A 22,934-nucleotide genomic window follows, 5' to 3' on the forward strand; every position below is an offset into this window, starting at 1 on the left:
ACCTGTGTGGGATGGCTATCTCATGAACTCTAGATTTTAATAGGAAGCATAATTTTTTAGGAATATACAATCAGACTCTTTGAAGAAAGCTTTGAAAGAGTTTTTTGTCTTTCTTAATTTTATGAAGTTGCCCCTCGTTTCTAATCGACAGGTCTTTTAGTTAGTAGAAAGAAAAAGAGTGACAATGATTATTTTATTTGTAGTTTTTTTGAAAAAAAAGACGATAAAAATCAGCTGGTTCTTACTATATCCTTAATAGCAGAGGATCAAAGTTCTTTTAAGGAGTGAATCAAAATGCTGCAAACCAGAATAAATTTCAGTGGAAAAAAGAATGCTACCATGTTGACTGTGCGCTTTTTCAGCAACAAGACGAACACGATTTTAGAGAGAAATTTAATTGTGGATCAAGAGGATGATCGGCAATCGGTTCTTGACTACTTAGCAGAATCACTAGGGGAAATCAACATCTTGCAATACTCTTCGAAAAACGTTTTGTGTATCGCTGAACGTTCAAGGCTAGAAAAAGCAGGAGGCACGCATCGATTGGAACATTTTTGGGGAGATGTCATCAGTTATATCTTTGAGTGCGTGGATAAATCTGGTATTCATTATGATTTGCATGTCATTGGCAATGTTGATTCGGATGATGAAGAAATTATGCGGGCAATTAATGAGATGAGTGATGAATTGTCGATCATCAACATTTATGAATACAAAGATTGCTGGCTAAAAAGAGAAGATATTTTATTACAAGCTCTTTGAAATGAACTTGATTCCTCAAAGAAGTTTGTCCAGCTAGAAAATGATTTTACTCTCCAAGTCACTTACCAATCAATGAAAGAATACGAATTTTTTCTAAGTCTATGGAAACAGCTAATTCACAGGATCTTTTTAATGGTTTCCAACACTTTTTTGTTACAAAAGGTAAGAATCGTTTTACAAGTTTTTCTCACCCGTTCTGTTTTAAAGAAGCGGGGATTTTTCTGAAGTTTTTATTAAAATTGTCCGTTTAATGAAAAAAGAGGCTCAAATTTAAGTTTATTTTACTATAATTGGAAACTAGGATACTTTTTAAATAAGGCGGGTAAAAAATTTTGGAGTATATAGAAAAGTTGTATAGGTTTTATTTAACCAAAAAACAGGTAGATAAATTAACTATTATTAGAAATATCATTTTGGAGAAGCAGCTGTCTCTTGATAAAATATGTGAAACGATAAACAAATCTTTGTATCAGGTGAAAATATTGATCAATGAAATCGCCGAAGATATGAGAGAGTTTACGACCTTTGACGAGTCTATTTTTTTGTTGAAAAAGAGAACCGTTTATTTGTCACGAGAATTAAACGAAGAACAAAGCCTGCATATTTTTGTGAATCTAAAGAAGAAGTATTTCTTAGAATCTCCTTATTATCGTCTATTATCCTATTTGTTAAGAAAAAGAAAGACCCGTATGGTGGACATCTCAGAAGAATTGATTTTTAGTATTTCTTATTGTTATAAATTGATCAGCTATCTGAAAAAAATGCTGGTTATCCAAAATGTCCCGATTACTATCAATAACAACACAGATTCCATTGATCTGACAGGGGCAGAGCCTTGTGTGCGGATGTACCACTATTTAGTTGAGATCATGGCTTGTAATGTTTACATCAATCAGCGCACCCGTGCAAGCGTTGAATTAGCTGCGAAAGAATATGAGCCGTTGAAAACTACAAAAGTGAAGCACGATATTATGTTTTCAATCATTGAAAATGCGGTGTTGAGGGGCTATATCGTCAATGAATTAGACGAAGCTTCCATCGCTATTTATGAGCAAATCAAGCAACTCAATGGGGAAAAACAAGTGATCAAGCTGCTGCCGATCAGAAGTCAGCAAGATATCGAGAAAGAACAGATTTTTTATCATTTCTGGGTTTTTCTCTTCATACCTGAAACGATCTCGGATCAAGAGAAACTTCTTTTGGGGAAACAGCTGCGAAACCTCTCGGGGAATCCATTGGTCGAATTTTCTGCTGATGTTGTGGCTGTCTTGTCGCAAAAGTATGATCTTTCCAAAGCGATCGAAGCGTTTCTTACCTATGAATTAGTGATGAATACATGGGGCTGTCTTCATCTCTTTTTGGATAGTTTTGTGTCTACTGAAGATTTGTCCTCTACGAACGAACGTGTATTAGAGGTGGAGGAGTTGATTGCGACCGTCTTGCAGCGCCATTCGTTTGTAATAGAAAAAGAAGCCCTTTTCTTAAGGAAAATCTCTCAGATTACAGCCTCTTATCTACCTATCCAAAAAGAGGAACCGATTCGCATTGGTATTTCTCTTTTGAACCACCCAGAATATATCCCGGTCATTAAGAACAAACTATTGAAAATTTACAATGAAAACGTGATTCACTTTAGTTCGAACTTAGGAGACTCAGACATACTGGTTTCTGATGGCGTGCTGATCCATAATGAGTCACAGAAATTTACATTTTTTGGCAATGTTCATAGTACCAAGGATTGGCACAATCTACATGTGATGATCCAGTCGATGATTTCTAATAAATATACTTGAAAAAGAGAGCGTAACGCTCTCTTTTTTTGCTTGACTAGCAAGTATCGTTGGTCGAAGTACTAGGCGAAAGAAGGAGGAGAGAAGACAAAAAAAGATATCTATAAAAGAGGGCTGCGACAGTCACCTTTTATAGATATTTTTTAAACACGTGATTAGGCAAAGCTAACGTGAGGAAGACAACGTTTTTTTGATGGAGATTTCTACCACTTCGGGCATTTGGATCACAGAGATCGTAGCAGGATCATAGGAGCCATCAGGTAATTTTTTCAAGAAGTAATTTTTGATTTCTTCTACCTCCGTCGGGCGAATATTCCGTTTTTTATTGATCAGCAAAATTTCATTGTGGTTCGGCGCTGAGGTAAAGATCACGGTCGTGTCTCCGGCAGTGTAAACCTTTACAAGTTCTGCGTCGGTATTTTCAAGTTGATTCAATACTAGTCGAGAATGGCTGTTTGTAACGTTGATTAATTTCACCAGACTCACCTCACATTCTATGTATTTATTAATAACATTATAGGTCGTTTTTTTTCAAAAGAAAAGCCAGACAACTCGGAATTACCCAATTTTTTGGCAAAACATGGTTGTCTGGCAAAACGAACGGTTTGGTCACCGTTTTGACACGTTATTGCTCATCTGTTTCCGATGGTTTTTCCTCTTCAGCAGAAGGTGTTTCTTCAGGAAGTGCAGAGGATTCGGCTGAAGTTACAACGATTTTATCGGAATCCTCCAATTGTGCTTTTAATTGACGAACTTGAGGATGCTCAAGATAATATTCAGCAATCCCGTCTTCGATTTGATCTTGGATGGTCCTGCGCAATGGGCGAGCACCCATCGTTGCACTGTAACCTAGATCGACCAGTTTTTCTTGCACGTCTTGTGGAACATCGATATGCAATTTTTGATGACTAAGTGTTTGATTGACATCATGCAGCATAAGGGACACGATCGATAACAAGTTTTCCTTGCTTAGTGCCTTGAATTCGATGATCCCGTCAAAGCGATTGAGAAATTCTGGCGTAAAGTAATTGTTCAATTGATTTAACACGGAACGAGTGATGCCTTCACGCGCTGCGCCAAAGCCGACGTTGGCTTCAACTTTGCCAGTTCCCGCATTACTTGTCATGATGATCAAGGTATCTTTAAAGCTGACTGTACGTCCTTGGGCATCCGTCAAACGACCATCATCGAGAATTTGCAAGAACATATGCAATACATCAGGATGGGCTTTTTCCACTTCGTCTAATAAAATCAGGCTATATGGATTCCGACGAACTTTTTCAGTCAATTGACCCGCTTCTTCGTAGCCAACGTAACCAGGAGGAGAGCCAATCAGTTTGGATACACTGTGTTTTTCCATGTATTCTGACATATCGAAACGAATCATCGATTCTTCAGAACCAAACATCTCATAGGCTAATTGTTTTGCTAATTCGGTTTTCCCGACACCGGTTGGGCCGACGAATAGGAAAGAGCCAATTGGACGGTTTTGTTTGCCTAAACCGACCCGATTTCTGCGAATCGCTTTGGCTACTTTGTCGATCGCTTCATCTTGTCCGATAACTTTAGCTTTCAAGTCATCCGCAAGATTTTTCAATTGCGTTTGTTCTTTTTCTTTCAATTCACCAACTGGAATATTCGTCCGTTCTTCAACGATTTGTTCCATGTCTTTTTCGGTAATGACTGGCGTTTCTTCTTCGCTGATTTGGCGTTCCTTCATTTTTTGCAATTTATTGATTTGATCGCGATAGTAAGCAGCTTTTTCGAAATCTTCTTCTCGAGAGGCAGCTTGTTTTTGCTCTTCCGCTTCTTGTAATTTCTTTTCGATCGTTTTTGGATCAACGATTTGGATCATTAAGTTTTTCTTAGAACCTGTTTCATCTAGTAGATCGATTGCTTTATCAGGCAAGAATCGGTCTTGGATGTATCGGTTAGAAAGGGTAGCGGCAGCTGCGATCGCTTCATCAGTATATTTCACATGATGATAATCTTCATAACGTGGTTGCAAACCTTTTAAGATGCGGATCGTTTCTTCCACAGAAGGTTCATCCACACGTACTGGTTGCAAACGGCGTTCTAAAGCAGCATCTTTTTCGATGATGCGGTATTCATTTAACGTCGTTGCTCCGACCATTTGTAGTTCTCCACGAGCAAGAGCTGGTTTTAAGATGTTTCCAGCATCCATATTTCCGTCGCCAGCTGCACCAGCGCCAACGATTTCATGGACTTCATCAATAAACAAAATCACGTTTTCTGCTTGCTTGATTTCTTCAATCAATTTTTGGATGCGTTCTTCAAATTGTCCACGAATACCTGTGCCTTGAACAAGAGACGCAACGTCCAAACGAATGACTTCTTTATCCATTAGTTTTTGTGGTACATCACCATCAACGATTTTTTGGGCTAACCCTTCAACGACGGCAGTTTTCCCAACCCCAGGTTCACCAATAAGCACAGGGTTATTTTTTGTTCGACGATTAAGGATCTCAATCACTCGTTTGATCTCTGAATCACGACCAACGACTGGATCGACTTCGCCATCACGAGCCATTTGGGTAATATTGATACCGTATTCTCCTAACAGACCTGCAGGTGCTTGGTTATTGCGTGGAGGCTGACCGCCGACAAAACCGTTACCGCCGGTTTGCGTCGGAGGGGTTTGTTCATAAGGGGTATTTCCTTGCTGCATCTGGCGAGACATTTGACGAAATAGATCATCAATATTGCCGAATCCAAAAGGATCTTGCGCCATTGCAGCTGCAGCATTCCCAGATTGAGCTTTTAATTTTTGGTAACAACTTTGACAATAATCGAGTTGTTTTCTTTGACCATTGACACTGGCATATAAATGAATAGACGCTTCATTTTTGCCGCAATTTTGACAAAGCATAGATTCACGACCTTTCATATTTGTTCCATCACCCTTATTTTACGGCGCTTTTTTACACTTGTAAAAGAAAAGGGGCTGTGTGCATAGAAACGGTCATCTTCGAGGTAATGTGTTATTGACCTTTACTGACCATAATTCTATTATACTAACTTTTTGTCAGACTGCAAGAATTTTACTCGTAAAAATTTTTGCCGCTCTTTCATTAGCAGAAGCGTCTTTTAAATAAAAAGTAATTCCATTATAATAGAAAGAAAGAGGTGAGAATTGAGGATGGAGAACAGAGATTTTGCTTCAGAAATAACGCGTTTGCGCAATGGAGAGATCCAAGAATTGATTGTCCAACAGCCAGAATTCCTGGCGTTTAGAGATGTCTGGCTCCAGTTGGAAGATCGGTCTTCTTTTGTCGGAGAAGCGGGCTTAAATGGGAAGATCATCTACCGTTATGTGCAAGAAAATAAATAGGACATTTATTTCAATTGTTTATTTAAGAGAAAACGGTTGTCTATCGAGGAAAAAAATGGTAATCTTAACAGTTGAAAGGGCGATTTTTTTCGGGTGTCATTGCATGCATGGAAATTTTGCCTTCACACAAAAAAACGTATCATAAAGGAGATTGATCAATATGGAAAAGAAAGATTTTCACGTAGTTGCTGAGACAGGGATTCACGCACGTCCAGCTACATTATTGGTTCAAACAGCAAGCAAATTCAACTCTGATATCAACTTAGAGTACAAAGGTAAATCAGTAAACCTTAAATCAATCATGGGCGTAATGTCTTTAGGCGTTGGCCAAGGTTCTGATGTAACTATCACTGCTGAAGGTGCTGACGAAGCAGATGCAATCGCTGCAATCGTAGAAACAATGAAAAAAGAAGGTTTGTCTGAATAATGGTTGAGATGCTAAAAGGAATTGCTGCTAGTGATGGTGTAGCCGTTGCGAAAGCCTACCTGTTAGTACAACCTGATTTATCTTTTTCAAAAGTATCAGTTGAAGATACTGCAGCAGAGGAAGCACGCTTAGATGATGCGTTAGCGAAGTCAACAGCGGAATTACAACAAATCCGCGACAAAGCAGCGCAAACTTTAGGTGAAGCAGAAGCACAAGTATTTGATGCTCATTTAATGGTTCTTTCAGATCCTGAGATGATTGGTCAAATCAAACAAAACGTGACAGATAACAAAGTCAATGCAGAAGCTGCGTTGAAAGAAGTTACTGACATGTATATTGATATGTTTGAAGCAATGGATGACAATGCTTACATGCAAGAACGGGCAGCTGACATTAAAGATGTCGCAAAACGTATCTTGGCGCATTTGCTGAATGTGACTTTGCCTAATCCTTCAATGATCAACGAAGAAGTAGTCGTTGTTGCGCATGACTTGACACCAAGTGATACTGCACAATTAGACCGCAACTTTGTAAAAGCTTTTGTAACAGATATCGGTGGACGTACTTCTCATTCCGCTATCATGGCACGTTCTCTTGAAATCCCAGCAATCGTTGGAACAATGGAGATCACCGCAAAAGTGAAAGCGGGCGACATCTTAGCTGTTAACGGTATTATCGGTGACGTTATCGTCAACCCGACAGATGACCAAGCAGCTGAATTTGTTGAAGCTGGGAAAGCCTACGCAGAACAAAAAGCAGAATGGGAAAAATTGAAAGATGCTGAAACAGTTACCGCTGATGGTAAGCACTTTGAATTAGCTGCGAACATTGGAACGCCTAAAGATTTAGAAGGTGTCCACAACAATGGTGCAGAAGCAGTCGGTTTATACCGTACTGAATTCTTGTACATGGATTCTCCTGATTTCCCAACAGAAGAAGACCAATACAAAGCATACAAAGCAGTTTTAGAAGGAATGGCTGGCAAACCAGTGGTTGTCCGTACAATGGATATTGGTGGCGATAAAGAACTTCCTTACCTAAAATTGCCTCATGAAATGAATCCTTTCTTAGGCTATCGTGCATTGCGTATCAGCTTATCTGAACTTGGGGATGACATGTTCCGTACCCAACTTCGTGCGTTGTTACGTGCTTCTGCTCACGGCAACTTACGTATCATGTTCCCAATGGTGGCAACATTGAAAGAGTTCCGTACTGCGAAGAAAATGTATGAAGAAGAGCGTCAAAAATTGATTGACGAAGGCGTTGAGGTTTCTAACGAGATCCAAGTCGGAATCATGATCGAAATTCCAGCAGCTGCTGTCTTAGCAGACAAGTTTGCGAAGGAAGTTGACTTCTTCAGTATTGGTACCAATGACTTGATCCAATACACCATGGCTGCAGACCGCATGAACGAGCGCGTGTCTTACTTGTACCAACCATACAACCCATCAATTTTACGTTTGATCAAAAACGTGATCGATTCAGCGCATGCTGAAGGCAAATGGGCTGGTATGTGTGGAGAAATGGCGGGCGATCAAACTGCTGTGCCACTTCTTGTAGGTATGGGCTTAGATGAGTTCTCAATGAGTGCAACATCTGTTCTAAAAACACGTAGCTTAATGAAACGCTTGTCAACGACTGACATGCAAGAATTAGCAAAACGTGCTTTAGAAGATTGCGATACAATGGAAGAAGTTGTTGAGCTAATCGAACAGTATGTAAACTAATCATTTCTAGGTAACAAGCAATTTTGCTTGTTGCCTTTTTTTTTGTTATAAGAAGCCTTCTTGTTCGATTTGACTTGCAACAGCCTGCTCGTTTTTTCAGAAAACGAACAATTTTGTCATATCTTTGTATAAAGCTATGATTCCGTAAGTTTTTCACGTATCATGATTAAATGGGGAACAAAATCTAGGACCATGGTAGGAGTATGTCTCCGATTGCCTATGGTATACTAATATCAGATATAAGCATTTCCAAGGAGGAATCATCTTTGAAAGTACTTCTTTATTTTGAAGGAGAAAAATTATTAGCTAAATCAGGTATCGGTCGAGCGTTGGCCCATCAGCAACGAGCACTGACATCTGTCGGGATTCCTTTTACTCTTGATAAAAATGATGAGGACTATGATATCCTTCATATCAACACGTATGGGATCAATAGTATGCACATGGTCAACAAAGCCAAAAGACAAGGGAAAAAAGTGATTTACCATGCCCATTCTACAGAAGAGGATTTTCGGAATTCATTTATCGGCTCAAACCAGCTTTCGCCATTATATAAAAAATATTTGATCAATCTTTATTCTAGAGCCGATCAGTTGATCACACCGACTCCTTATTCGAAAGAACTTTTGGAAGGATATGGTATCCAAGTACCGATCGAGGCAATCTCAAACGGCATCGATCTTGACAAATATCAGCCGGATCAAGAGAAAGAAAAAGCCTTTCGTGAGTATTTCAATCTCTTACCAGATCAAAAAGTCATTATATCCGTCGGTTTATTTTTTGAACGAAAAGGCATTCTTGATTTTGTAGAGATAGCTAGACAATTGCCTGAGTATACGTTTATCTGGTTTGGTCATACACCAATGATGACGATTCCTAAACAGATCCGCGACCTCGTCAATGAAGACCATCCAGAAAATGTGTTATTTCCAGGTTATATCAAAGGAGACATTATCGAAGGCGCATATTCCGCTGCCGATTTATTTTTCTTTCCTTCTTATGAAGAAACAGAAGGGATCGTAGTCCTTGAGGCGTTAGCCAGCCGCCAAAATGTGCTCGTTCGGGATATTCCTGTTTATAAAGGGTGGCTAAGTAATGGGCACAATGCATACATGGAAAAAACCAATGAAGGATTTATTGAGAAAATCAAAGGAATCGTGGAGGGCACGTTACCACCATTGAGTGAAGCGGGTTATGAAACAGCAAAGCAAAAGAGTATTGATGAAATTGGGTTTAAATTACAAGAGGTTTATACAAAAGTGATGAATACGGAATGAAGAAACTAATGTAAAGTTTGGAGGTACCGTTTTGAAAATCGGATTTTTTACTGACACCTACTTCCCCCAGGTAAGTGGTGTGGCGACATCGATCAAGACATTGAAAGAAGAGCTTGAGAAAAAAGGCCATAAAGTGTATATCTTTACAACGACCGATCCAAATGCTGATCTGGACGAAGAAGATATCATTCGCATGCCAAGTGTCCCGTTTGTGTCCTTCAAAGATCGGCGAATCGTGGTTCGCGGCATGTTGTATGCCTATTTGATCGCCAAAGAATTAGAATTGGAATTGATCCATACCCATACAGAGTTTGGTTCTGGGATGTTGGGGAAAATGGTGGGGCGTAAATTGCAGATTCCTGTGATCCATACCTACCATACAATGTATGAAGATTACTTGCACTACATCGCAAACGGAAAGGTCTTGCGGCCATCTCACGTGAAATATCTTTCACGGCTATTTGCCAACCACTCGACAGGTGTTGTTTGTCCAAGTGAACGGGTCATCGATACGCTGAGAGGGTATGGTGTGGTTTCACCAATGCGGATCATCCCCACAGGGATCGAAGTTGAGAAGTTTCGCCGACCGGATATTACAACTGACATGAAAAAAGAATTGCGGGAGAAATTGGGCATCACTGAGAATCAACCCATGCTGCTTTCCCTCAGTCGTATTTCTTATGAAAAGAATATCCAAGCAATCATCGACGGCATGCCAGAAATTTTAACGAAGATTCCTGATGCGCAATTAGTGATCGTTGGGAAAGGTCCGCATAAAGAAAAATTAGAAGAAAAAGTGGTGGATATGGCTCTATCTGACCATGTTCAATTTGTCGGTGAAGTGGCAAATGATAAAGTGGCGATCTATTACCATGCTGCCGATTACTTCGTCAGTGCCTCCACATCAGAAACACAAGGACTGACTTACACGGAAGCAATGGCTGCTGGAACACCGTTAGTCGTTGAAGGCAATGACTACTTAAACACCTTGATCGATGATCCGTCTTTAGGCGTCACCTATGAGAGTGATCGGGATTTCGCAAAAGCATTTATTGATTATTATGAACGAAAGATTCCTGCTGATCCCGAAGTTCTTGCTAGAAAAATGTACGAGATCTCGGCATTGCGCTTCGGTGAGTCGATGCTATCTTTCTACCATGACATGGTCGCTTATTATGAAACAGAACGCATCGAAAAAGAAACCGAGCAGACGCTAGAAAAATTCAAAGTAAAATTAAAGGCCTTTCGCCGAACGATCGATTAAACAGAAAATTTTCGCAAGTTCATGTTTTTAGCGTATACTAAAGACATGAACTTTTTTATTTTGGAGGGATCTGCATGAAATTAGGATTTATCGGTACTGGTGTCATGGGTCAAGCGATGGTTGGTCATCTCTTAGCTGCAGGACATACAGTGAATGTTTACAATCGGACGAAAGAAAAAACTGATGAACTCGTTGCGAATGGAGCAATTTGGTGTGACACCCCAACAGAAGTTGCATCAGAAAGTGAAATCATCTTTACAATGGTTGGTTATCCATCCGATGTTGAAGAGGTTTACTATGGGCCTCAAGGGATTTTTCAAACGGCTGTGACGGGCAAAACATTGGTGGATTTTACCACCAGTACACCTGATTTGGCAGAACGAATCTACCAGACAGCGAAGGAAAAAGGAGCAGCGAGTATTGATGCGCCAGTTTCTGGTGGTGATCTTGGTGCGAGAAACGCCACGCTAACGATTATGGTTGGTGGCGATGAAGAAGCTTACCAACAAGTAAAACCACTTTTTGAAGTATTAGGAAAGACGTTTCAACTTCAAGGAGGGGCAGGGAAAGGTCAGCATACGAAAATGGCCAATCAGATCATGATTGCCGGAACCATGACGGGGATGACAGAAATGCTGGTCTATGCGAACCAAGCGGGTCTTGATTTACCACGAGTGATTGAAACCCTTTCTGGTGGTGGGGCAGCCAATTGGTCCATGACGAATTATAGTCCTCGTATCCTAAAAGAGGATTATTCACCAGGCTTTTTTGTCAAACATTTCATCAAAGATTTGGGTATCGCTTTGGATGAGGCCAAGAAGATGGGATTGGATTTGCCAAGCACCGCTTTAGCTAAAAAATTGTATGATCAGTTGGCTGAAAAAGGCTTCGAAAATGACGGAACGCAGGCGCTGATTAAACTTTGGTGGCAAGATGGAAAAAAATCTTAAAATGACAAAAAAAATACGAAAAATCAATGCAAGATAGAGGATGTTTTGATACAATATAACGGACAGAAAAAGGAGGCTTACGAATGAAAAGTTCGCAATTAGTCGCTATCATCAAACGTTTAGAAGCGATGGTCGAAGCGCAAGACAATGAAGTTCAAGTACGTCGTTTTGAAAAAGAAGGCGTCGAAAAATGTACCGTTACTTATGACAATTCGACAGAAACGTTTGAATTAACGGAAGCAGAATCAAGTCAATCTTATCAATTTGATAACGTTGATATTGTAGCCATGGAAATCTATGATTTGATCCAATAAGAATGAGTGGGACGTTCGTCGTCGCTTTCTCATTTCTAAACAGCAAGCCTACTTGGGCTTGCTGTTTTTTATTTATCTGCTGCTTTTTCTTGGCGATACAAGTGATTAAGGATGATCCCTAATGGATCGAGATCTTCCGGGGCTAAAGGAAGCGCAGCGCTTGCTGGCGGGAGTGGCTGGAATGTTTCCTCGGGAGAAAGAACTTTTGTTTGGATCAACTTGCCAAAGCTAACTTGATAGTATTTGATTTGAGTCGTCTGTGATCCTGGCTCCTCTAAGTCAAGGGGAATAGAAAAAATCACTTCTGGTTCTTGAATAAACTGATTGACCCTCACGATTTCTTGGTAAAAGCTTTGTGCTAAATGGATCTCGCGCTGCAGTACACTAGCTTGCTCAAACAATAAGTGATCAATCAGGTATGCTAAGCGTTTTTTAAGGAGTGAAAAACAGTCGGTCTTCTTTCCTGCAAAAAAACAGCCGATTTCCCACCACTTCTGTTTCGAGGGATACGCATCCATTTGAGGGAGCTGCTTACGTAAGGTCAATAGCGTCAGTTCGTTGACAGTCGGCAATTGAAAGGTTTCTGACAATAATTGAAACAATGCTGGCAATTTTTTTGTTTGCCGAAAGGGGCCATAACTGCCAATTTGTGGTGTTTGAGTGATCGTGAAGGTATGATTCGTCAAGTCAACAAAGCAATAGTTGGCTGAATGGTTCATTTGTCGGTTGTAGATAGGATGAAAAGCTTGGATCAAACGACATTCAAGTAATAGTGCATCCAATTCTGTATCTGTTTCGATCGTTTCAAAATCAACGACATTATAAACAAGTCGAAGCACCTTATTGGCATGCTGCTGATTTTTTCGGAAGTAAGAAACGACACGCTGTTTCAATGATTTGGCTTTTCCTACATACAAGACTTCGTTGTGCTGATCTTTCATTAAATAAACACCAGGCTTTTCAGGCAGTGCATTTGCTTTGTTTTTTAGAAACTCTTTGTTCGGATTCATCGATCGTTCCTCTCCTTCCTCCAAAGAGTAGCAGATGAAGCGTAAGAGAGCAACGTTTGCTGGCCATTGACAAGAAAAAATTAGAAATAGAGTGGAGGCAACGCAATGATAAACTTTGACACTCAAAGGAAATTTCTCTATAACGGAAACGGATTATTTTGTCAACTCGCAGCTTTTAAAATCTTAGAAAATCAATTCTAAAATAAAAATGCGCTTAAAAATAAAAAAAGTTCGAAAAAATTCTTGCATTTCTCAATAACTTCCGATATAGTTTGACTATCAAATGATTTGATTATCAAAGTATTCGGATGGTGAAGGTTATGGAACCCAATTTAGAAACAGTTAATGACTACTTAGTCAGCGTCTTTAATGACATCTTAGTGATTGAAGAATCTGAATTGAAAAAATCTCAATTCAAAGACCTTTCAATTACCGAAATGCATACCATCGAAGCCATCGGGATGTACAAAAAAAAGACCACGACTGAAGTTGCCAAAGAGCTTTCGATCACTGTTGGGACTTTGACCATCGCGATCAATCGTTTGGTGAAAAAAGAATATGTAGAACGGATTCGCAGTGAAGATGATCGGCGAGTCGTCAAACTAGGTTTGACGAAAAAAGGAAAACTCCTTTATCGTGTTCATCAGCATTTTCATCGTGAGATGGTGAAGGGTGTCTTGAGTCAGATGTCTCCTGAAGAGGAACAGGCACTGTTGAAAGCACTGAAAAATCTGCATGACTTTTTACAAGATTATAAGTGAGAATAATGGATGAATATGTTTGGAAAAATTACCGCGACTGCAAGTTATGTTCCAGAAAAAATCGTAACAAATGATGATCTATCAAATTTGATGGATACTTCAGATGAATGGATCCATTCTCGCACGGGAATCAAACGAAGAAGAGTCGCTGTCGGCGAAAACACTTCAGACCTTTGTATTCGCGTCGCTCAAACGCTCTTACAAGATGCTCAGCTTTCAGCAGAAAGTCTAGATTTTATCTTGGTAGCGACGATCACACCGGATTTCAATACACCGGCGGTTGCTTGCCAAGTCCAAGGGGCGATTGGGGCAGTCAATGCCTTTGCTTTTGATATCAGTGCAGCATGTGCTGGTTTCGTTTATGCATTGTCTATGGCAGAAAAACTGATTCGAACGGGCGCTAAAAAAGGATTGGTCATCGGTGGAGAAGTACTTTCAAAAGTCTTGGATTGGAACGACCGTTCGACGGCTGTTTTATTCGGAGATGGTGCCGGCGGTCTATTGTTGGAAGCATCTTCAGAGCAGCATTTGCTCAAAGAGTCTTTAAAAGCAGATGGGACGCGAGGCATGTCCTTAACATCTGGTTTTCGAACGAATGAGAATCCTTTTTCACAAAACGCTCCGGCGTATAGTGCTTGTATGCAAATGATTGGACGAGAAATCTTTGATTTTGCGACGCGTGATGTGGTCGCCTCGATCAATGATCTGACACAAGATGAAGCAATCGATTATTTTTTGCTTCACCAAGCAAATTCACGTATTTTAGACAAAGTTGCTCGCAAGCTGAAGCAGCCCCGTGAGAAATTTTTGCAAAATATGCAAGATTATGGCAATACTTCGGCAGCCTCGATTCCGTTATTGCTAGATGAAGAAATCAAACGAGGTACACTGTCACTTGGCAGTGGTCAAAAAGTGGTGTTCTCAGGTTTTGGCGGCGGATTGACATGGGGAACTATGTTAGCCACCTTATAACTTGTTCACGAAACAAAATTACTATTGAAAAACACATTGGAGGAATATACACATGGTATTCGAAAAAATTCAAGAAATCGTAGCAGAAGAATTAGGAAAAGAAAAAGAAGAAATCAAATTGAACACAAACATCCAAGAAGATTTAGAAGCAGACAGCTTGGATCTTTTCCAAATCATTAACGAGATCGAAGATGAATTCGATGTGAAGATCGAAACAGAAGATGGTATCACAACCGTTGAAGATCTAGTTAAATATGTAGAAAAACAACAAGCATAAAACAAAGGCTAGGCAGACAGCCTAGCCTTTCCTTTTTAAGAACGTGTTTTTGCTGATTCATAGACGAACTGCAAGAAGCCATGTTCTCCAACGACAACGATCAAAGTAATGAAGGAGTACAAGATGAAGACAGCCTTTTTATTTAGCGGTCAAGGCGCACAGTACCCCAAAATGGGAGAAGAGCTCTATCACCAAGAAGCCATCGTTCGTGAGACGTTTGAACAAGCCAGCACCATTCTAGGATATGATATGGCTGAGCTATGCTTTACTGAAAACGAACGTTTAAACCAGACGGAATATACGCAGCCTGCCATCTTAACGGTAAGTACGGCTTTTTGGCGACTTTTGGATGCGCAAGGAATCAAAGCAGATGCTGTTGCTGGCTTGAGTTTAGGCGAATATACAGCCTTAGTCGCTAGTGGTGCGCTTGATTTCCAGACAGCAGTCGCATTGGTGCAAAAGCGCGGTCGGTATATGGCAAGTGCGGCGCCAGCAGGTGTTGGGAAAATGGTCGCTGTGATGAACACACCCGCTGAAACGATTGAAGAAATCTGTAAAGAAGCAAGTCAAGTGGGGATCGTGACACCAGCGAATTACAATACGCCGCAGCAGATCGTCATTGGCGGTGAAGCGCCGGCAGTGGATAAAGCGGTGGAATTGTTACAAGCTGCTGGAACCAAACGGGTGATTCCTTTAAATGTCAGCGGTCCTTTCCATACTGCTTTGTTGGAACCCGCATCGCAGCAATTAGCACAGGAATTAGCTCAAATCACCTTTGATGAGTTGCAAGTACCTGTCATCAGCAATACAACCGCGCAGCCAATGCAGCAAGACCAAATCAAGGAACTGTTGACGCTGCAAGTGAAATCGCCAGTGCGTTTTTACGAAAGCATTGCGACACTGAAGCAGCTTGGCATCCAACAAGTCATCGAGATCGGACCAGGAAAAGTATTGAGCGGTTTTATGAAGAAAATAGACAAAGAAATCCAGACTGCGCGTGTAGAAGATAGCCAAACGTTGGCAGATACACTAGCCCGATTCAACTAGGAGGAATTTATGGATCTGCAAAATAGAAACGTCTTTGTAACTGGTAGCTCGCGAGGGATCGGTTTTACCATCGCGGAAGCCTTTGCCAAAGAAGGAGCGAATATCGTTTTAAATGGACGAAAAGAAATTCCCCAGTCACTGATCGATCGCATCACCAGCTACGGCGTGAAATGTGTAGCGATCAATGGGGACATTTCTGATTTTGATCAAGCGGCAGCCATGCTTTTGGAAGCAGAAGCGGCAGTCGGACCGATCCACATTTTAGTCAATAATGCCGGAATCACGAATGACAAATTATTGTTGAGAATGAAACCCGAAGATTTTGATTCAGTGATCAAAATCAATTTGACTGGTACCTTCAATATGACGCAGCATGCGTTGAAAAAAATGATGAAGCTGCGAGAAGGCCGTATCATCAATTTGACGAGTGTGGTCGGCTTGACGGGAAATATCGGGCAAGCCAACTATGCGGCAAGTAAAGCTGGCGTGATCGGTTTTACGAAATCTGCCGCTCGTGAAGGTGCCGCTCGGGGGATCACCTGCAATGCGATCGCCCCAGGATTTATCGAAACAGAGATGACTGAAGTGCTGTCGGATAAAGTCAAAGAACAATCATTGGCAAATATTCCATTACAGCGTTTTGGTTCCACACAGGATGTTGCGCAAACAGCAGTCTTTTTAGCAAAAAGCCCCTACATCACTGGTCAGGTGATCAGTGTAGACGGCGGGATGGCAATGCAAGGGTAGGAGGAAGAATAGATGAATCGAGTAGTAGTTACAGGATACGGCGTCACTTCTCCAATCGGAAATGACCCAGAAACGTTTTTAGCAAGTTTACAAAACGGGACCAACGGCATCGGCCCGATTACAAAATTTGACGCAGAAGCAACAGGGATCTCAGTTGCCGCTGAAGTCAAAGATTTTCCGTTAGAAAAGTACTTCGTTAAAAAAGATACGAAGCGGATGGATCTTTTTTCCATTTATGGAATTTATGCGGCGTTAGAAGCGATGGAAATGGCGAAGTTAGATACAGAAACCATTGATGTGGATCGTTTTGGCGTGATGGTTGGTTCAGGGATCGGCGGCTTGCCAACGATTCAAGACCAAGTGATTCGGATGCATGACAAAGGAGCAAATCGGGTATCACCAATGTTCGTACCGATGTCGATCGTAAATATGGTTGCCGGCAACATTGCGTTACGGGTAGGTGCGAAAGGCATTTGTACGACGACTGTTTCCGCCTGTGCTTCTGGTACCCATTCAATCGGTGAAGCTTTTCGGAACATCAAGCATGGCTACGCAGATGTCATTATCGCTGGTGGTTCAGAAGCGACGATCTGTGAAATCGGTATCGCTGGTTTTGCGTCTCTGACGGCGTTAACCACTGAATCAGACCCTGACAAAGCTTCCGTTCCGTTTGATAAAAATCGTAGTGGGTTTGTCATGGGTGAAGGCGCTGGCGTCTTCATTTTAGAATCATTGGCGCATGCGCAAAAACGTGGGGCAACGATTTTAGGTGAAGTCGTAGGGTACGGTGCGAACTGTGATGCCTACCATATGACTGCGCCAAATCCTGATGGATCAGGTGCCGGAAAAGCAATGAAATTGGCGATGCAAGAAGCATCGATCACCCCGGCTGAAGTTGGCTACATCAATGCCCACGGTACAAGCACGCCCGCCAATGACAGTGCAGAAGCGACATCGATCCAATACGGATTGGGCGAAGACTATAAAAAACCATATGTTAGCAGTACAAAGTCAATGACTGGTCATTTGCTTGGGGCGGCTGGCGGAATCGAAGCCATTGCTTCACTATTAGCATTACAACATCAATTTATTCCACCAACCATCAACGTGACAGAACAAGATCCTGAGATCGACTTGAACGTTGTTATCAATCAAAGCCAACCAGCAGAATTGACCTATGCCATGAGTAATTCACTTGGGTTTGGCGGTCATAATGCAGTGATCTTGTTGAAACGTTGGGAGGAAGCGTAATTGGAAACACATGAGGTAAAAGAGCTGCTCAGCCAATTCGATCAATCGACGTTAACTGAGCTTCAATTAAAAAAAGAGACATTTGAACTTTATTTTAATAAAAATACGACAAGTGGGTTACAAAGTGCATCCTCTGCACCTGCATCTGCTCCTGCAGCGAATGCTGCGCCAACTCCTGTTGCACCAACGCCTGCTGTCTCAGCAACACCGGACACAGTAGAAACGGCAAAACCTGTCTTAGAGGGCAAAGAAGTTGTCTCTCCATTAGTGGGTGTCGTTTATTTGAAACCAAGTCCTGATAAAGACAACTTCAAACAAATCGGCGATCACGTGAAAAAAGGTGATATTCTCTGTATCGTTGAAGCGATGAAAGTCATGAATGAAATCGTCAGTGACGTCGATGGCGAATTAGTTGAAGTCTTGGTTGAAAGCGAACAAATCGTTGAATACAATCAACCATTATTCCGTGTGAAAGAAGGGTAAAGCAATGAGCGCATTAACGATTCAAGAAATCAAAGAAATCATCCCTCATCGTTATCCGATGCTTTTAGTGGATCGGGTAGAGGAGTTAGAAGAAGGCAAACGGGTCGTTGCGAAGAAAAACGTTACTATCAATGAGCCGTTTTTCCAAGGTCATTTTCCCCATGAACCAGTGATGCCCGGAGTATTGATCGTGGAAGCAATGGCGCAAGCAGGTGCTGTAGCATTGCTATCATTGGAAGATTTTCGTGGGAAAACTGCCTACTTTGGCGGTTTAGACAAAGCGAAATTCAGAAAAAAAGTAACACCAGGCGATACCTTGATCTTAGAAGTAGAAATAATCAAAGTGAAATCTGCAGCTGGCATCGGCAAAGGAATTGCCTATGTTGATGGGAAAAAAGTGGCGGAAGCAGAATTGACTTTCATGATTGGATAGGTGAGACATGTTTTCTAAAGTATTGATCGCAAACCGTGGCGAAATCGCCGTACGTATCATTCGCGCTTGTCGCGAATTAGGTATTCAAACGGTCGCCGTTTATTCAGAAGCAGATAAAGAAGCGTTGCATACAGAGCTTGCCGATGAAGCGATTTGTATCGGACCTGCCAAAGCAGCCGACTCTTATTTGAATGTACAGCAGATCCTAAGCGCTGCGATCGTCACAAAGGCTGAGGCGATCCATCCTGGATTTGGCTTCCTTTCAGAGAATAGCCGCTTTGCTGCGATGTGCGAGGAATGCAATATCGTCTTTATTGGGCCAAAGAGTGAGACTATCGATGCAATGGGAAACAAAATCAATGCAAGACGCTTGATGATCGAAGCAGAAGTACCGGTCATTCCCGGAAGCAAAGGCGCGATTTCTGATGTGGAAGAAGCTTTAACAATCGCTGAAGAGATTGGTTACCCAGTCATGCTCAAAGCTGCGGCCGGCGGTGGCGGTAAAGGGATACGGAAAGTCGCAGATAAAGAAGCATTGCCTCATCATTTTGCTTCGGCGCAGCAAGAAGCGAAAGCGGCATTTGGCAACGATGAAATGTACATTGAAAAAATCATTTATCCTGCTCGACACATAGAAGTGCAAGTGTTAGGTGATTCTTTTGGTAATATTATCCACCTTGGTGAACGCGATTGCTCGCTACAACGCAACAACCAAAAAGTGTTGGAAGAATCCCCTTCTGTGGTGATTTCTGAAAGCAAGCGAGCAGAACTAGGAGAAGCAGCGGTACGTGCCGCACAAGCGGTAGGGTATCGTAATGCTGGCACGATCGAGTTTTTAATGGCGGACACTGGGGAGTTTTATTTCATGGAAATGAACACTCGAATTCAAGTGGAACACCCGATCACCGAAATGGTGACAAACATTGATCTAGTCAAAAAACAACTTGAAGTCGCTAGTGGCGAACCGCTAGGCTTGACGCAAGCAGACATCAAGATGACGGGCGCGGCGATCGAATGTCGGATCAATGCAGAAAATCCAGCCTTCAATTTTGCACCGTCACCAGGCAAGATCAACAATTTGTTTTTACCAAGTGGCGGCCTAGGCGTTCGTGTAGACAGTGCCATGTATTCTGGCTACACGATTCCACCTTATTATGATTCTATGATCGCTAAAGTGATCGTTCACGGCGAGAACCGTTTCGAAGCGTTGATGAAGATGCAGCGGGCGTTAGCCGAATTAGTGACCGATGGTGTCATTACGAATGCAGAATTCCAAATGGACTTGATCAGTCACCCGAAAGTGATTGCGGGAGACTATACAACCGCCTTTTTACAAGAGGAATTTCTGCCAAATTGGACACCTGAACAATAGGAGGGAAGATGAGTGGCTTTATTTAAGAAGAAAAACTACATTCGCATCAATCCTAATCGAGGTCAGCTGCCAACGAACGAACCAGTCGTACCAGATAATCTTTGGGCGAAATGTCCTAGTTGCAAACGAACGCTTTATACGAAGGAGATGGGGGCAGAGAAAGTCTGTCCTCACTGCGGGTATAATTTCCGAATCAGTGCCTGGGAACGGATCGCTATCACGATTGATGAGAAAAGTTTTGAAGAATGGGACACAGATGTAACCACAAAAAATCCTCTTGATTTTCCTGGATATTTGGATAAAGTCGCACAAATGCAAGAAAAAACTGGGTTGCATGAGGCTGTCCTCACAGGAGAAGCAAAAGTTCAAGGATTGCCGTTAGCGATCGGGATCATGGATGCGAATTTCATCATGGGCAGTATGGGAACGGTCGTGGGGGAGAAGATTACCCGTTTGTTTGAACGTGCGATCGAAAAACAGCTACCAGTTGTTCTTTTTACCGCTTCAGGTGGTGCACGGATGCAAGAAGGAATTTTGTCACTGATGCAAATGGCAAAAATCTCTGCGGCGGTAAAACGCCATAGTAAAGCTGGCTTGTTTTATCTAACGGTTTTAACGGACCCGACAACCGGTGGCGTCACCGCTAGTTTTGCGATGGAAGGGGATATCATCCTGGCAGAACCGCAAGCCTTGATCGGTTTTGCTGGACGACGTGTGATTGAACAAACCATTCGTCAGGAACTACCTGAAGACTTTCAAAAGGCAGAGTTTCTGTTAGATCATGGCTTTGTCGATCAAATCGTTCCACGGACGAACTTGCGGGAGAAAATCCACCATTTGATTTCTTTGCATACGCGGAAAGGATGGGATCGCAATGACTAGAGCAGCCCACGAAATCGTTGAACTCGCTCGCAGCAAAGACCGTTTGACGGCACTGGATTACTTTGACGGCATTTTTTCTGAGTTTGAAGAGTTTCATGGAGACCGTCTGTTTGGCGAAGATGAAGCCGTTGTTGGCGGCATTGCTTGTTTAGATGGCAAGCCAGTGACCGTGATCGGTATTCAAAAAGGCCGTAATCTGCCTGAAAATTTACGCAGAAACTTTGGCTCGCCACATCCTGAAGGTTATCGCAAAGCGTTACGCTTAATGAAGCAAGCAGAAAAATTTCAGCGACCTGTGGTCACATTGATCAATACAGCAGGGGCGTTTTGCGGTATTGGCGCGGAAGAGCGCGGAGAAGGCGAAGCGATTGCCCGTAACTTGATGGAAATGTCCGATTTAACGGTGCCGATCTTGGCAATCATCATTGGTGAAGGCGGCAGCGGCGGTGCCTTAGCACTGGCATTAGGCGATGAGGTTTGGATGATGGAACATTCGATCTATGCCATTTTATCTCCCGAAGGCTTTGCTTCGATCCTATGGAAAGATGGCAGCCGTGCCAAAGAAGCTGCTGGCTTGATGAAGATCACAGCTCAAGAACTATATGAACTCGGTGTTATTGAAAAAGTGATTGCTGAAACCCATGAAGAGGCCTTTTTACCGAAAGAGCAATTGATGGAACAGATGAAAGCGGCAATTTCAAAGAAACTTGCCGAACTTTCTACCTTGCAAACAGATGAATTGCTTGAGGCAAGGTATCAACGTTTTCGCCGATTTTAAAAACTAGGATATCCACTCTGATTAGAGGATGGGTATCCTAGTATTTTTTTATTAAAAGTGTTATTGAATAAATCGTACAAATGGCGAAGTTTTTAGTTTAAAATTTAATTATTCTGTGCTATTATGTATATATTCTGAATATAAGAAGATTATATTGCATAAATATTTGTTTTGAAGAGGAGCGTTTTTAATGAAAAAATTATTTGGAGCACTTGTTGTATTGACGGGGATTTTGGTTTTAGGAGCTTGTGGGAATGGCGGCTCATCGAGTACTGGAAGTTCTAGTGCCAGCGGTTCGGCGGATAATCAATTGGAAGCCATCAAAGCAGCTGGTGTGTTAAATGTGGCAACTTCTGCTGACTTTGCCCCGTTTGAATTTCATGCCTTGATCGATGGCAAAGATACGATCGTGGGCGCAGATATCGATATGGTCAATGAGATCGCTGATCGTCTTGGTGTCGAAGTGAATATTTTGGACCTTGATTTCAATGCTGTTTTGACTGCTTTGCAACAAGGGAAAGCCGATATCGCTGTTTCAGGCATCTCAGCAACTGACGAACGTAAACAGACTTTTGATTTCACCGATAACTATTTTACACCAGAACAAAAATTAGTTGTTAATAAAAACAATGAATCGGCATTTGATTCAATCGAAAGCTTGTCTGGCAAAAAAGTAGGCGCTCAAAAAGGCTCGATCCAAGAAATGATCGTTCAAGATCAATTAGCTGATTCGCAATTGGTTTCCATCGCCAAAGTTCCGAATCTAGTCAATGAATTGAAACAAGGCTCGATCGACGGTTTGGTCCTTGAAAGTGCGGTTGCTGAATCGTATGTTGCACAAAATGATGACCTCGTGATCACTGATGTAGCATTAGAAGCATCTGAAGGCGATTCTTATGCAATTGCTTTACCTAAAGGGAGTACCGAATTACAAGAAGAACTAAACAGTATTTTGAAAGAATTGATTGAAGATGGTACAATCGATGAGTATGTACAAAAGAACACAGATCTAGCCAACGAAAATGCGGCGCAATAGATAGAACGGAGTAGACACAATT

24 protein-coding genes are annotated in these 22,934 nt (G+C 41.8%); 21 read left to right on the forward strand and 3 right to left on the reverse strand.

Annotation, left to right across the window (positions count from 1 at the left end; genetic code table 11):
- The first annotated feature begins 294 nt into the window (after window positions 1-294).
- A complete protein-coding gene (locus tag QN079_RS06750) occupies window positions 295-762 on the forward strand; it encodes a hypothetical protein (RefSeq protein ID WP_289230569.1) in 468 nt (155 codons plus the stop codon).
- A gap of 473 nt (window positions 763-1,235) precedes the next feature.
- On the forward strand, window positions 1,236-2,555 hold the full coding sequence (locus QN079_RS06755; RefSeq protein ID WP_289230725.1) for a helix-turn-helix domain-containing protein: 1,320 nt from the start codon (window positions 1,236-1,238) through the stop codon (window positions 2,553-2,555).
- Window positions 2,556-2,717: 162 nt separating this feature from the next.
- On the opposite strand, the gene QN079_RS06760 is transcribed toward QN079_RS06755, so the two are convergent.
- A complete protein-coding gene (locus QN079_RS06760) occupies window positions 2,718-3,029 on the reverse strand; it encodes a DUF1827 family protein (protein ID WP_005225878.1) in 312 nt (103 codons plus the stop codon).
- A 148-nt stretch (window positions 3,030-3,177) separates the two neighbouring features.
- Entirely contained in the window at window positions 3,178-5,442 is a 2,265-nt protein-coding gene (locus QN079_RS06765; protein ID WP_289230726.1) for an ATP-dependent Clp protease ATP-binding subunit, read from the reverse strand.
- A 270-nt stretch (window positions 5,443-5,712) separates the two neighbouring features.
- Between QN079_RS06765 and ykzS the strand changes: the two genes are divergently transcribed.
- The 7 genes from ykzS to QN079_RS06800 all read left to right on the forward strand — a co-directional run bounded on the left by ykzS (window position 5,713) and on the right by QN079_RS06800 (window position 11,863).
- Window positions 5,713-5,904: a protein YkzS gene (ykzS, locus tag QN079_RS06770; RefSeq protein ID WP_005225880.1), complete on the forward strand. Its 192-nt coding sequence runs from the start codon at window positions 5,713-5,715 to the stop codon at window positions 5,902-5,904.
- Between the two features lie 160 nt (window positions 5,905-6,064).
- On the forward strand, window positions 6,065-6,331 hold the full coding sequence (locus QN079_RS06775; protein ID WP_003126335.1) for a phosphocarrier protein HPr: 267 nt from the start codon (window positions 6,065-6,067) through the stop codon (window positions 6,329-6,331).
- Entirely contained in the window at window positions 6,331-8,058 is a 1,728-nt protein-coding gene (gene ptsP / locus QN079_RS06780; RefSeq protein WP_289230570.1) for a phosphoenolpyruvate--protein phosphotransferase, read from the forward strand. The genes QN079_RS06775 and ptsP overlap by 1 nt, the downstream gene beginning before the upstream one ends.
- 266 nt (window positions 8,059-8,324) lie before the next feature.
- A complete protein-coding gene (locus QN079_RS06785) occupies window positions 8,325-9,335 on the forward strand; it encodes an LTA glycolipid anchor biosynthesis glycosyltransferase, IagA/BgsA family (protein WP_034858001.1) in 1,011 nt (336 codons plus the stop codon).
- Window positions 9,336-9,366: 31 nt separating this feature from the next.
- Window positions 9,367-10,599, forward strand: coding sequence for a glycosyltransferase family 4 protein (locus QN079_RS06790; RefSeq protein ID WP_005225884.1), 1,233 nt, complete (start codon window positions 9,367-9,369; stop codon window positions 10,597-10,599).
- 74 nt (window positions 10,600-10,673) lie between these two features.
- Window positions 10,674-11,549, forward strand: coding sequence for an NAD(P)-dependent oxidoreductase (locus QN079_RS06795; RefSeq protein ID WP_115232243.1), 876 nt, complete (start codon window positions 10,674-10,676; stop codon window positions 11,547-11,549).
- Window positions 11,550-11,632: 83 nt separating this feature from the next.
- The gene (locus tag QN079_RS06800; protein ID WP_005225886.1) at window positions 11,633-11,863 is read left to right on the forward strand and encodes a YkuJ family protein; all 231 of its coding nucleotides are present in this window, start codon (window positions 11,633-11,635) and stop codon (window positions 11,861-11,863) included.
- 68 nt (window positions 11,864-11,931) lie between these two features.
- On the opposite strand, the gene QN079_RS06805 is transcribed toward QN079_RS06800, so the two are convergent.
- A complete protein-coding gene (locus tag QN079_RS06805) occupies window positions 11,932-12,873 on the reverse strand; it encodes a GIY-YIG nuclease family protein (protein WP_289230571.1) in 942 nt (313 codons plus the stop codon).
- Window positions 12,874-13,193: 320 nt separating this feature from the next.
- Between QN079_RS06805 and fabT the strand changes: the two genes are divergently transcribed.
- The 12 genes from fabT (at window position 13,194) to QN079_RS06865 (ending at window position 22,912) form a co-directional block, all read left to right on the forward strand.
- Complete coding sequence (gene fabT / locus QN079_RS06810; RefSeq protein WP_008378199.1) at window positions 13,194-13,634, forward strand: fatty acid biosynthesis transcriptional regulator FabT; 441 nt, start codon at window positions 13,194-13,196, stop codon at window positions 13,632-13,634.
- A gap of 9 nt (window positions 13,635-13,643) precedes the next feature.
- Window positions 13,644-14,606, forward strand: coding sequence for a beta-ketoacyl-ACP synthase III (locus tag QN079_RS06815; protein WP_005225889.1), 963 nt, complete (start codon window positions 13,644-13,646; stop codon window positions 14,604-14,606).
- A 52-nt stretch (window positions 14,607-14,658) separates the two neighbouring features.
- A complete protein-coding gene (locus QN079_RS06820) occupies window positions 14,659-14,883 on the forward strand; it encodes an acyl carrier protein (RefSeq protein ID WP_005225890.1) in 225 nt (74 codons plus the stop codon).
- Between the two features lie 123 nt (window positions 14,884-15,006).
- Window positions 15,007-15,930 (forward strand): ACP S-malonyltransferase, encoded by a 924-nt coding sequence (fabD, locus tag QN079_RS06825; protein ID WP_034872550.1) that lies wholly within the window; start codon window positions 15,007-15,009, stop codon window positions 15,928-15,930.
- Between the two features lie 9 nt (window positions 15,931-15,939).
- Entirely contained in the window at window positions 15,940-16,677 is a 738-nt protein-coding gene (gene fabG, locus QN079_RS06830; protein ID WP_008378189.1) for a 3-oxoacyl-[acyl-carrier-protein] reductase, read from the forward strand.
- A 12-nt stretch (window positions 16,678-16,689) separates the two neighbouring features.
- On the forward strand, window positions 16,690-17,928 hold the full coding sequence (gene fabF, locus QN079_RS06835; RefSeq protein ID WP_289230572.1) for a beta-ketoacyl-ACP synthase II: 1,239 nt from the start codon (window positions 16,690-16,692) through the stop codon (window positions 17,926-17,928).
- On the forward strand, window positions 17,929-18,411 hold the full coding sequence (gene accB, locus QN079_RS06840) for an acetyl-CoA carboxylase biotin carboxyl carrier protein (RefSeq protein ID WP_016610184.1): 483 nt from the start codon (window positions 17,929-17,931) through the stop codon (window positions 18,409-18,411).
- Between the two features lie 4 nt (window positions 18,412-18,415).
- Window positions 18,416-18,844 carry a 3-hydroxyacyl-ACP dehydratase FabZ gene (fabZ, locus tag QN079_RS06845; RefSeq protein ID WP_005225895.1) on the forward strand — a complete coding sequence of 143 codons (429 nt, stop codon included), beginning with the start codon at window positions 18,416-18,418 and terminating at the stop codon, window positions 18,842-18,844.
- Between the two features lie 7 nt (window positions 18,845-18,851).
- Window positions 18,852-20,216, forward strand: coding sequence for an acetyl-CoA carboxylase biotin carboxylase subunit (locus QN079_RS06850; RefSeq protein ID WP_005225896.1), 1,365 nt, complete (start codon window positions 18,852-18,854; stop codon window positions 20,214-20,216).
- A gap of 12 nt (window positions 20,217-20,228) precedes the next feature.
- Entirely contained in the window at window positions 20,229-21,098 is an 870-nt protein-coding gene (gene accD / locus QN079_RS06855) for an acetyl-CoA carboxylase, carboxyltransferase subunit beta (protein WP_289230573.1), read from the forward strand.
- Window positions 21,091-21,876: an acetyl-CoA carboxylase carboxyl transferase subunit alpha gene (locus QN079_RS06860; protein ID WP_015509573.1), complete on the forward strand. Its 786-nt coding sequence runs from the start codon at window positions 21,091-21,093 to the stop codon at window positions 21,874-21,876. Before accD ends, QN079_RS06860 begins: the two co-directional genes overlap by 8 nt.
- 190 nt (window positions 21,877-22,066) lie before the next feature.
- Window positions 22,067-22,912, forward strand: coding sequence for a transporter substrate-binding domain-containing protein (locus QN079_RS06865; protein ID WP_005225899.1), 846 nt, complete (start codon window positions 22,067-22,069; stop codon window positions 22,910-22,912).
- Window positions 22,913-22,934: the final 22 nt, after the last annotated feature.

This window comes from Enterococcus sp. FZMF, assembly GCF_030263915.1.
Classification (GTDB): Bacteria; Bacillota; Bacilli; order Lactobacillales; family Enterococcaceae; genus Enterococcus_D; species Enterococcus_D casseliflavus.

What these genes read in the sequence shown, in the direction of transcription:
- QN079_RS06750 (WP_289230569.1), top strand. Translation starts at nt 295, where the DNA reads ATGCTGCAAACCAGAATAAATTTCAGTGGAAAAAAGAATGCTACCATG.
- QN079_RS06765 (WP_289230726.1), bottom strand. Translation starts at nt 5,442, where the DNA reads ATGCTTTGTCAAAATTGCGGCAAAAATGAAGCGTCTATTCATTTATAT.
- ykzS (WP_005225880.1), top strand. Translation starts at nt 5,713, where the DNA reads ATGGAGAACAGAGATTTTGCTTCAGAAATAACGCGTTTGCGCAATGGA.
- QN079_RS06775 (WP_003126335.1), top strand. Translation starts at nt 6,065, where the DNA reads ATGGAAAAGAAAGATTTTCACGTAGTTGCTGAGACAGGGATTCACGCA.
- ptsP (WP_289230570.1), top strand. Translation starts at nt 6,331, where the DNA reads ATGGTTGAGATGCTAAAAGGAATTGCTGCTAGTGATGGTGTAGCCGTT.
- QN079_RS06795 (WP_115232243.1), top strand. Translation starts at nt 10,674, where the DNA reads ATGAAATTAGGATTTATCGGTACTGGTGTCATGGGTCAAGCGATGGTT.
- QN079_RS06800 (WP_005225886.1), top strand. Translation starts at nt 11,633, where the DNA reads ATGAAAAGTTCGCAATTAGTCGCTATCATCAAACGTTTAGAAGCGATG.
- QN079_RS06805 (WP_289230571.1), bottom strand. Translation starts at nt 12,873, where the DNA reads ATGAATCCGAACAAAGAGTTTCTAAAAAACAAAGCAAATGCACTGCCT.
- fabT (WP_008378199.1), top strand. Translation starts at nt 13,194, where the DNA reads ATGGAACCCAATTTAGAAACAGTTAATGACTACTTAGTCAGCGTCTTT.
- QN079_RS06815 (WP_005225889.1), top strand. Translation starts at nt 13,644, where the DNA reads ATGAATATGTTTGGAAAAATTACCGCGACTGCAAGTTATGTTCCAGAA.
- QN079_RS06820 (WP_005225890.1), top strand. Translation starts at nt 14,659, where the DNA reads ATGGTATTCGAAAAAATTCAAGAAATCGTAGCAGAAGAATTAGGAAAA.
- fabD (WP_034872550.1), top strand. Translation starts at nt 15,007, where the DNA reads ATGAAGACAGCCTTTTTATTTAGCGGTCAAGGCGCACAGTACCCCAAA.
- fabG (WP_008378189.1), top strand. Translation starts at nt 15,940, where the DNA reads ATGGATCTGCAAAATAGAAACGTCTTTGTAACTGGTAGCTCGCGAGGG.
- fabF (WP_289230572.1), top strand. Translation starts at nt 16,690, where the DNA reads ATGAATCGAGTAGTAGTTACAGGATACGGCGTCACTTCTCCAATCGGA.
- fabZ (WP_005225895.1), top strand. Translation starts at nt 18,416, where the DNA reads ATGAGCGCATTAACGATTCAAGAAATCAAAGAAATCATCCCTCATCGT.
- QN079_RS06850 (WP_005225896.1), top strand. Translation starts at nt 18,852, where the DNA reads ATGTTTTCTAAAGTATTGATCGCAAACCGTGGCGAAATCGCCGTACGT.
- QN079_RS06860 (WP_015509573.1), top strand. Translation starts at nt 21,091, where the DNA reads ATGACTAGAGCAGCCCACGAAATCGTTGAACTCGCTCGCAGCAAAGAC.
- QN079_RS06865 (WP_005225899.1), top strand. Translation starts at nt 22,067, where the DNA reads ATGAAAAAATTATTTGGAGCACTTGTTGTATTGACGGGGATTTTGGTT.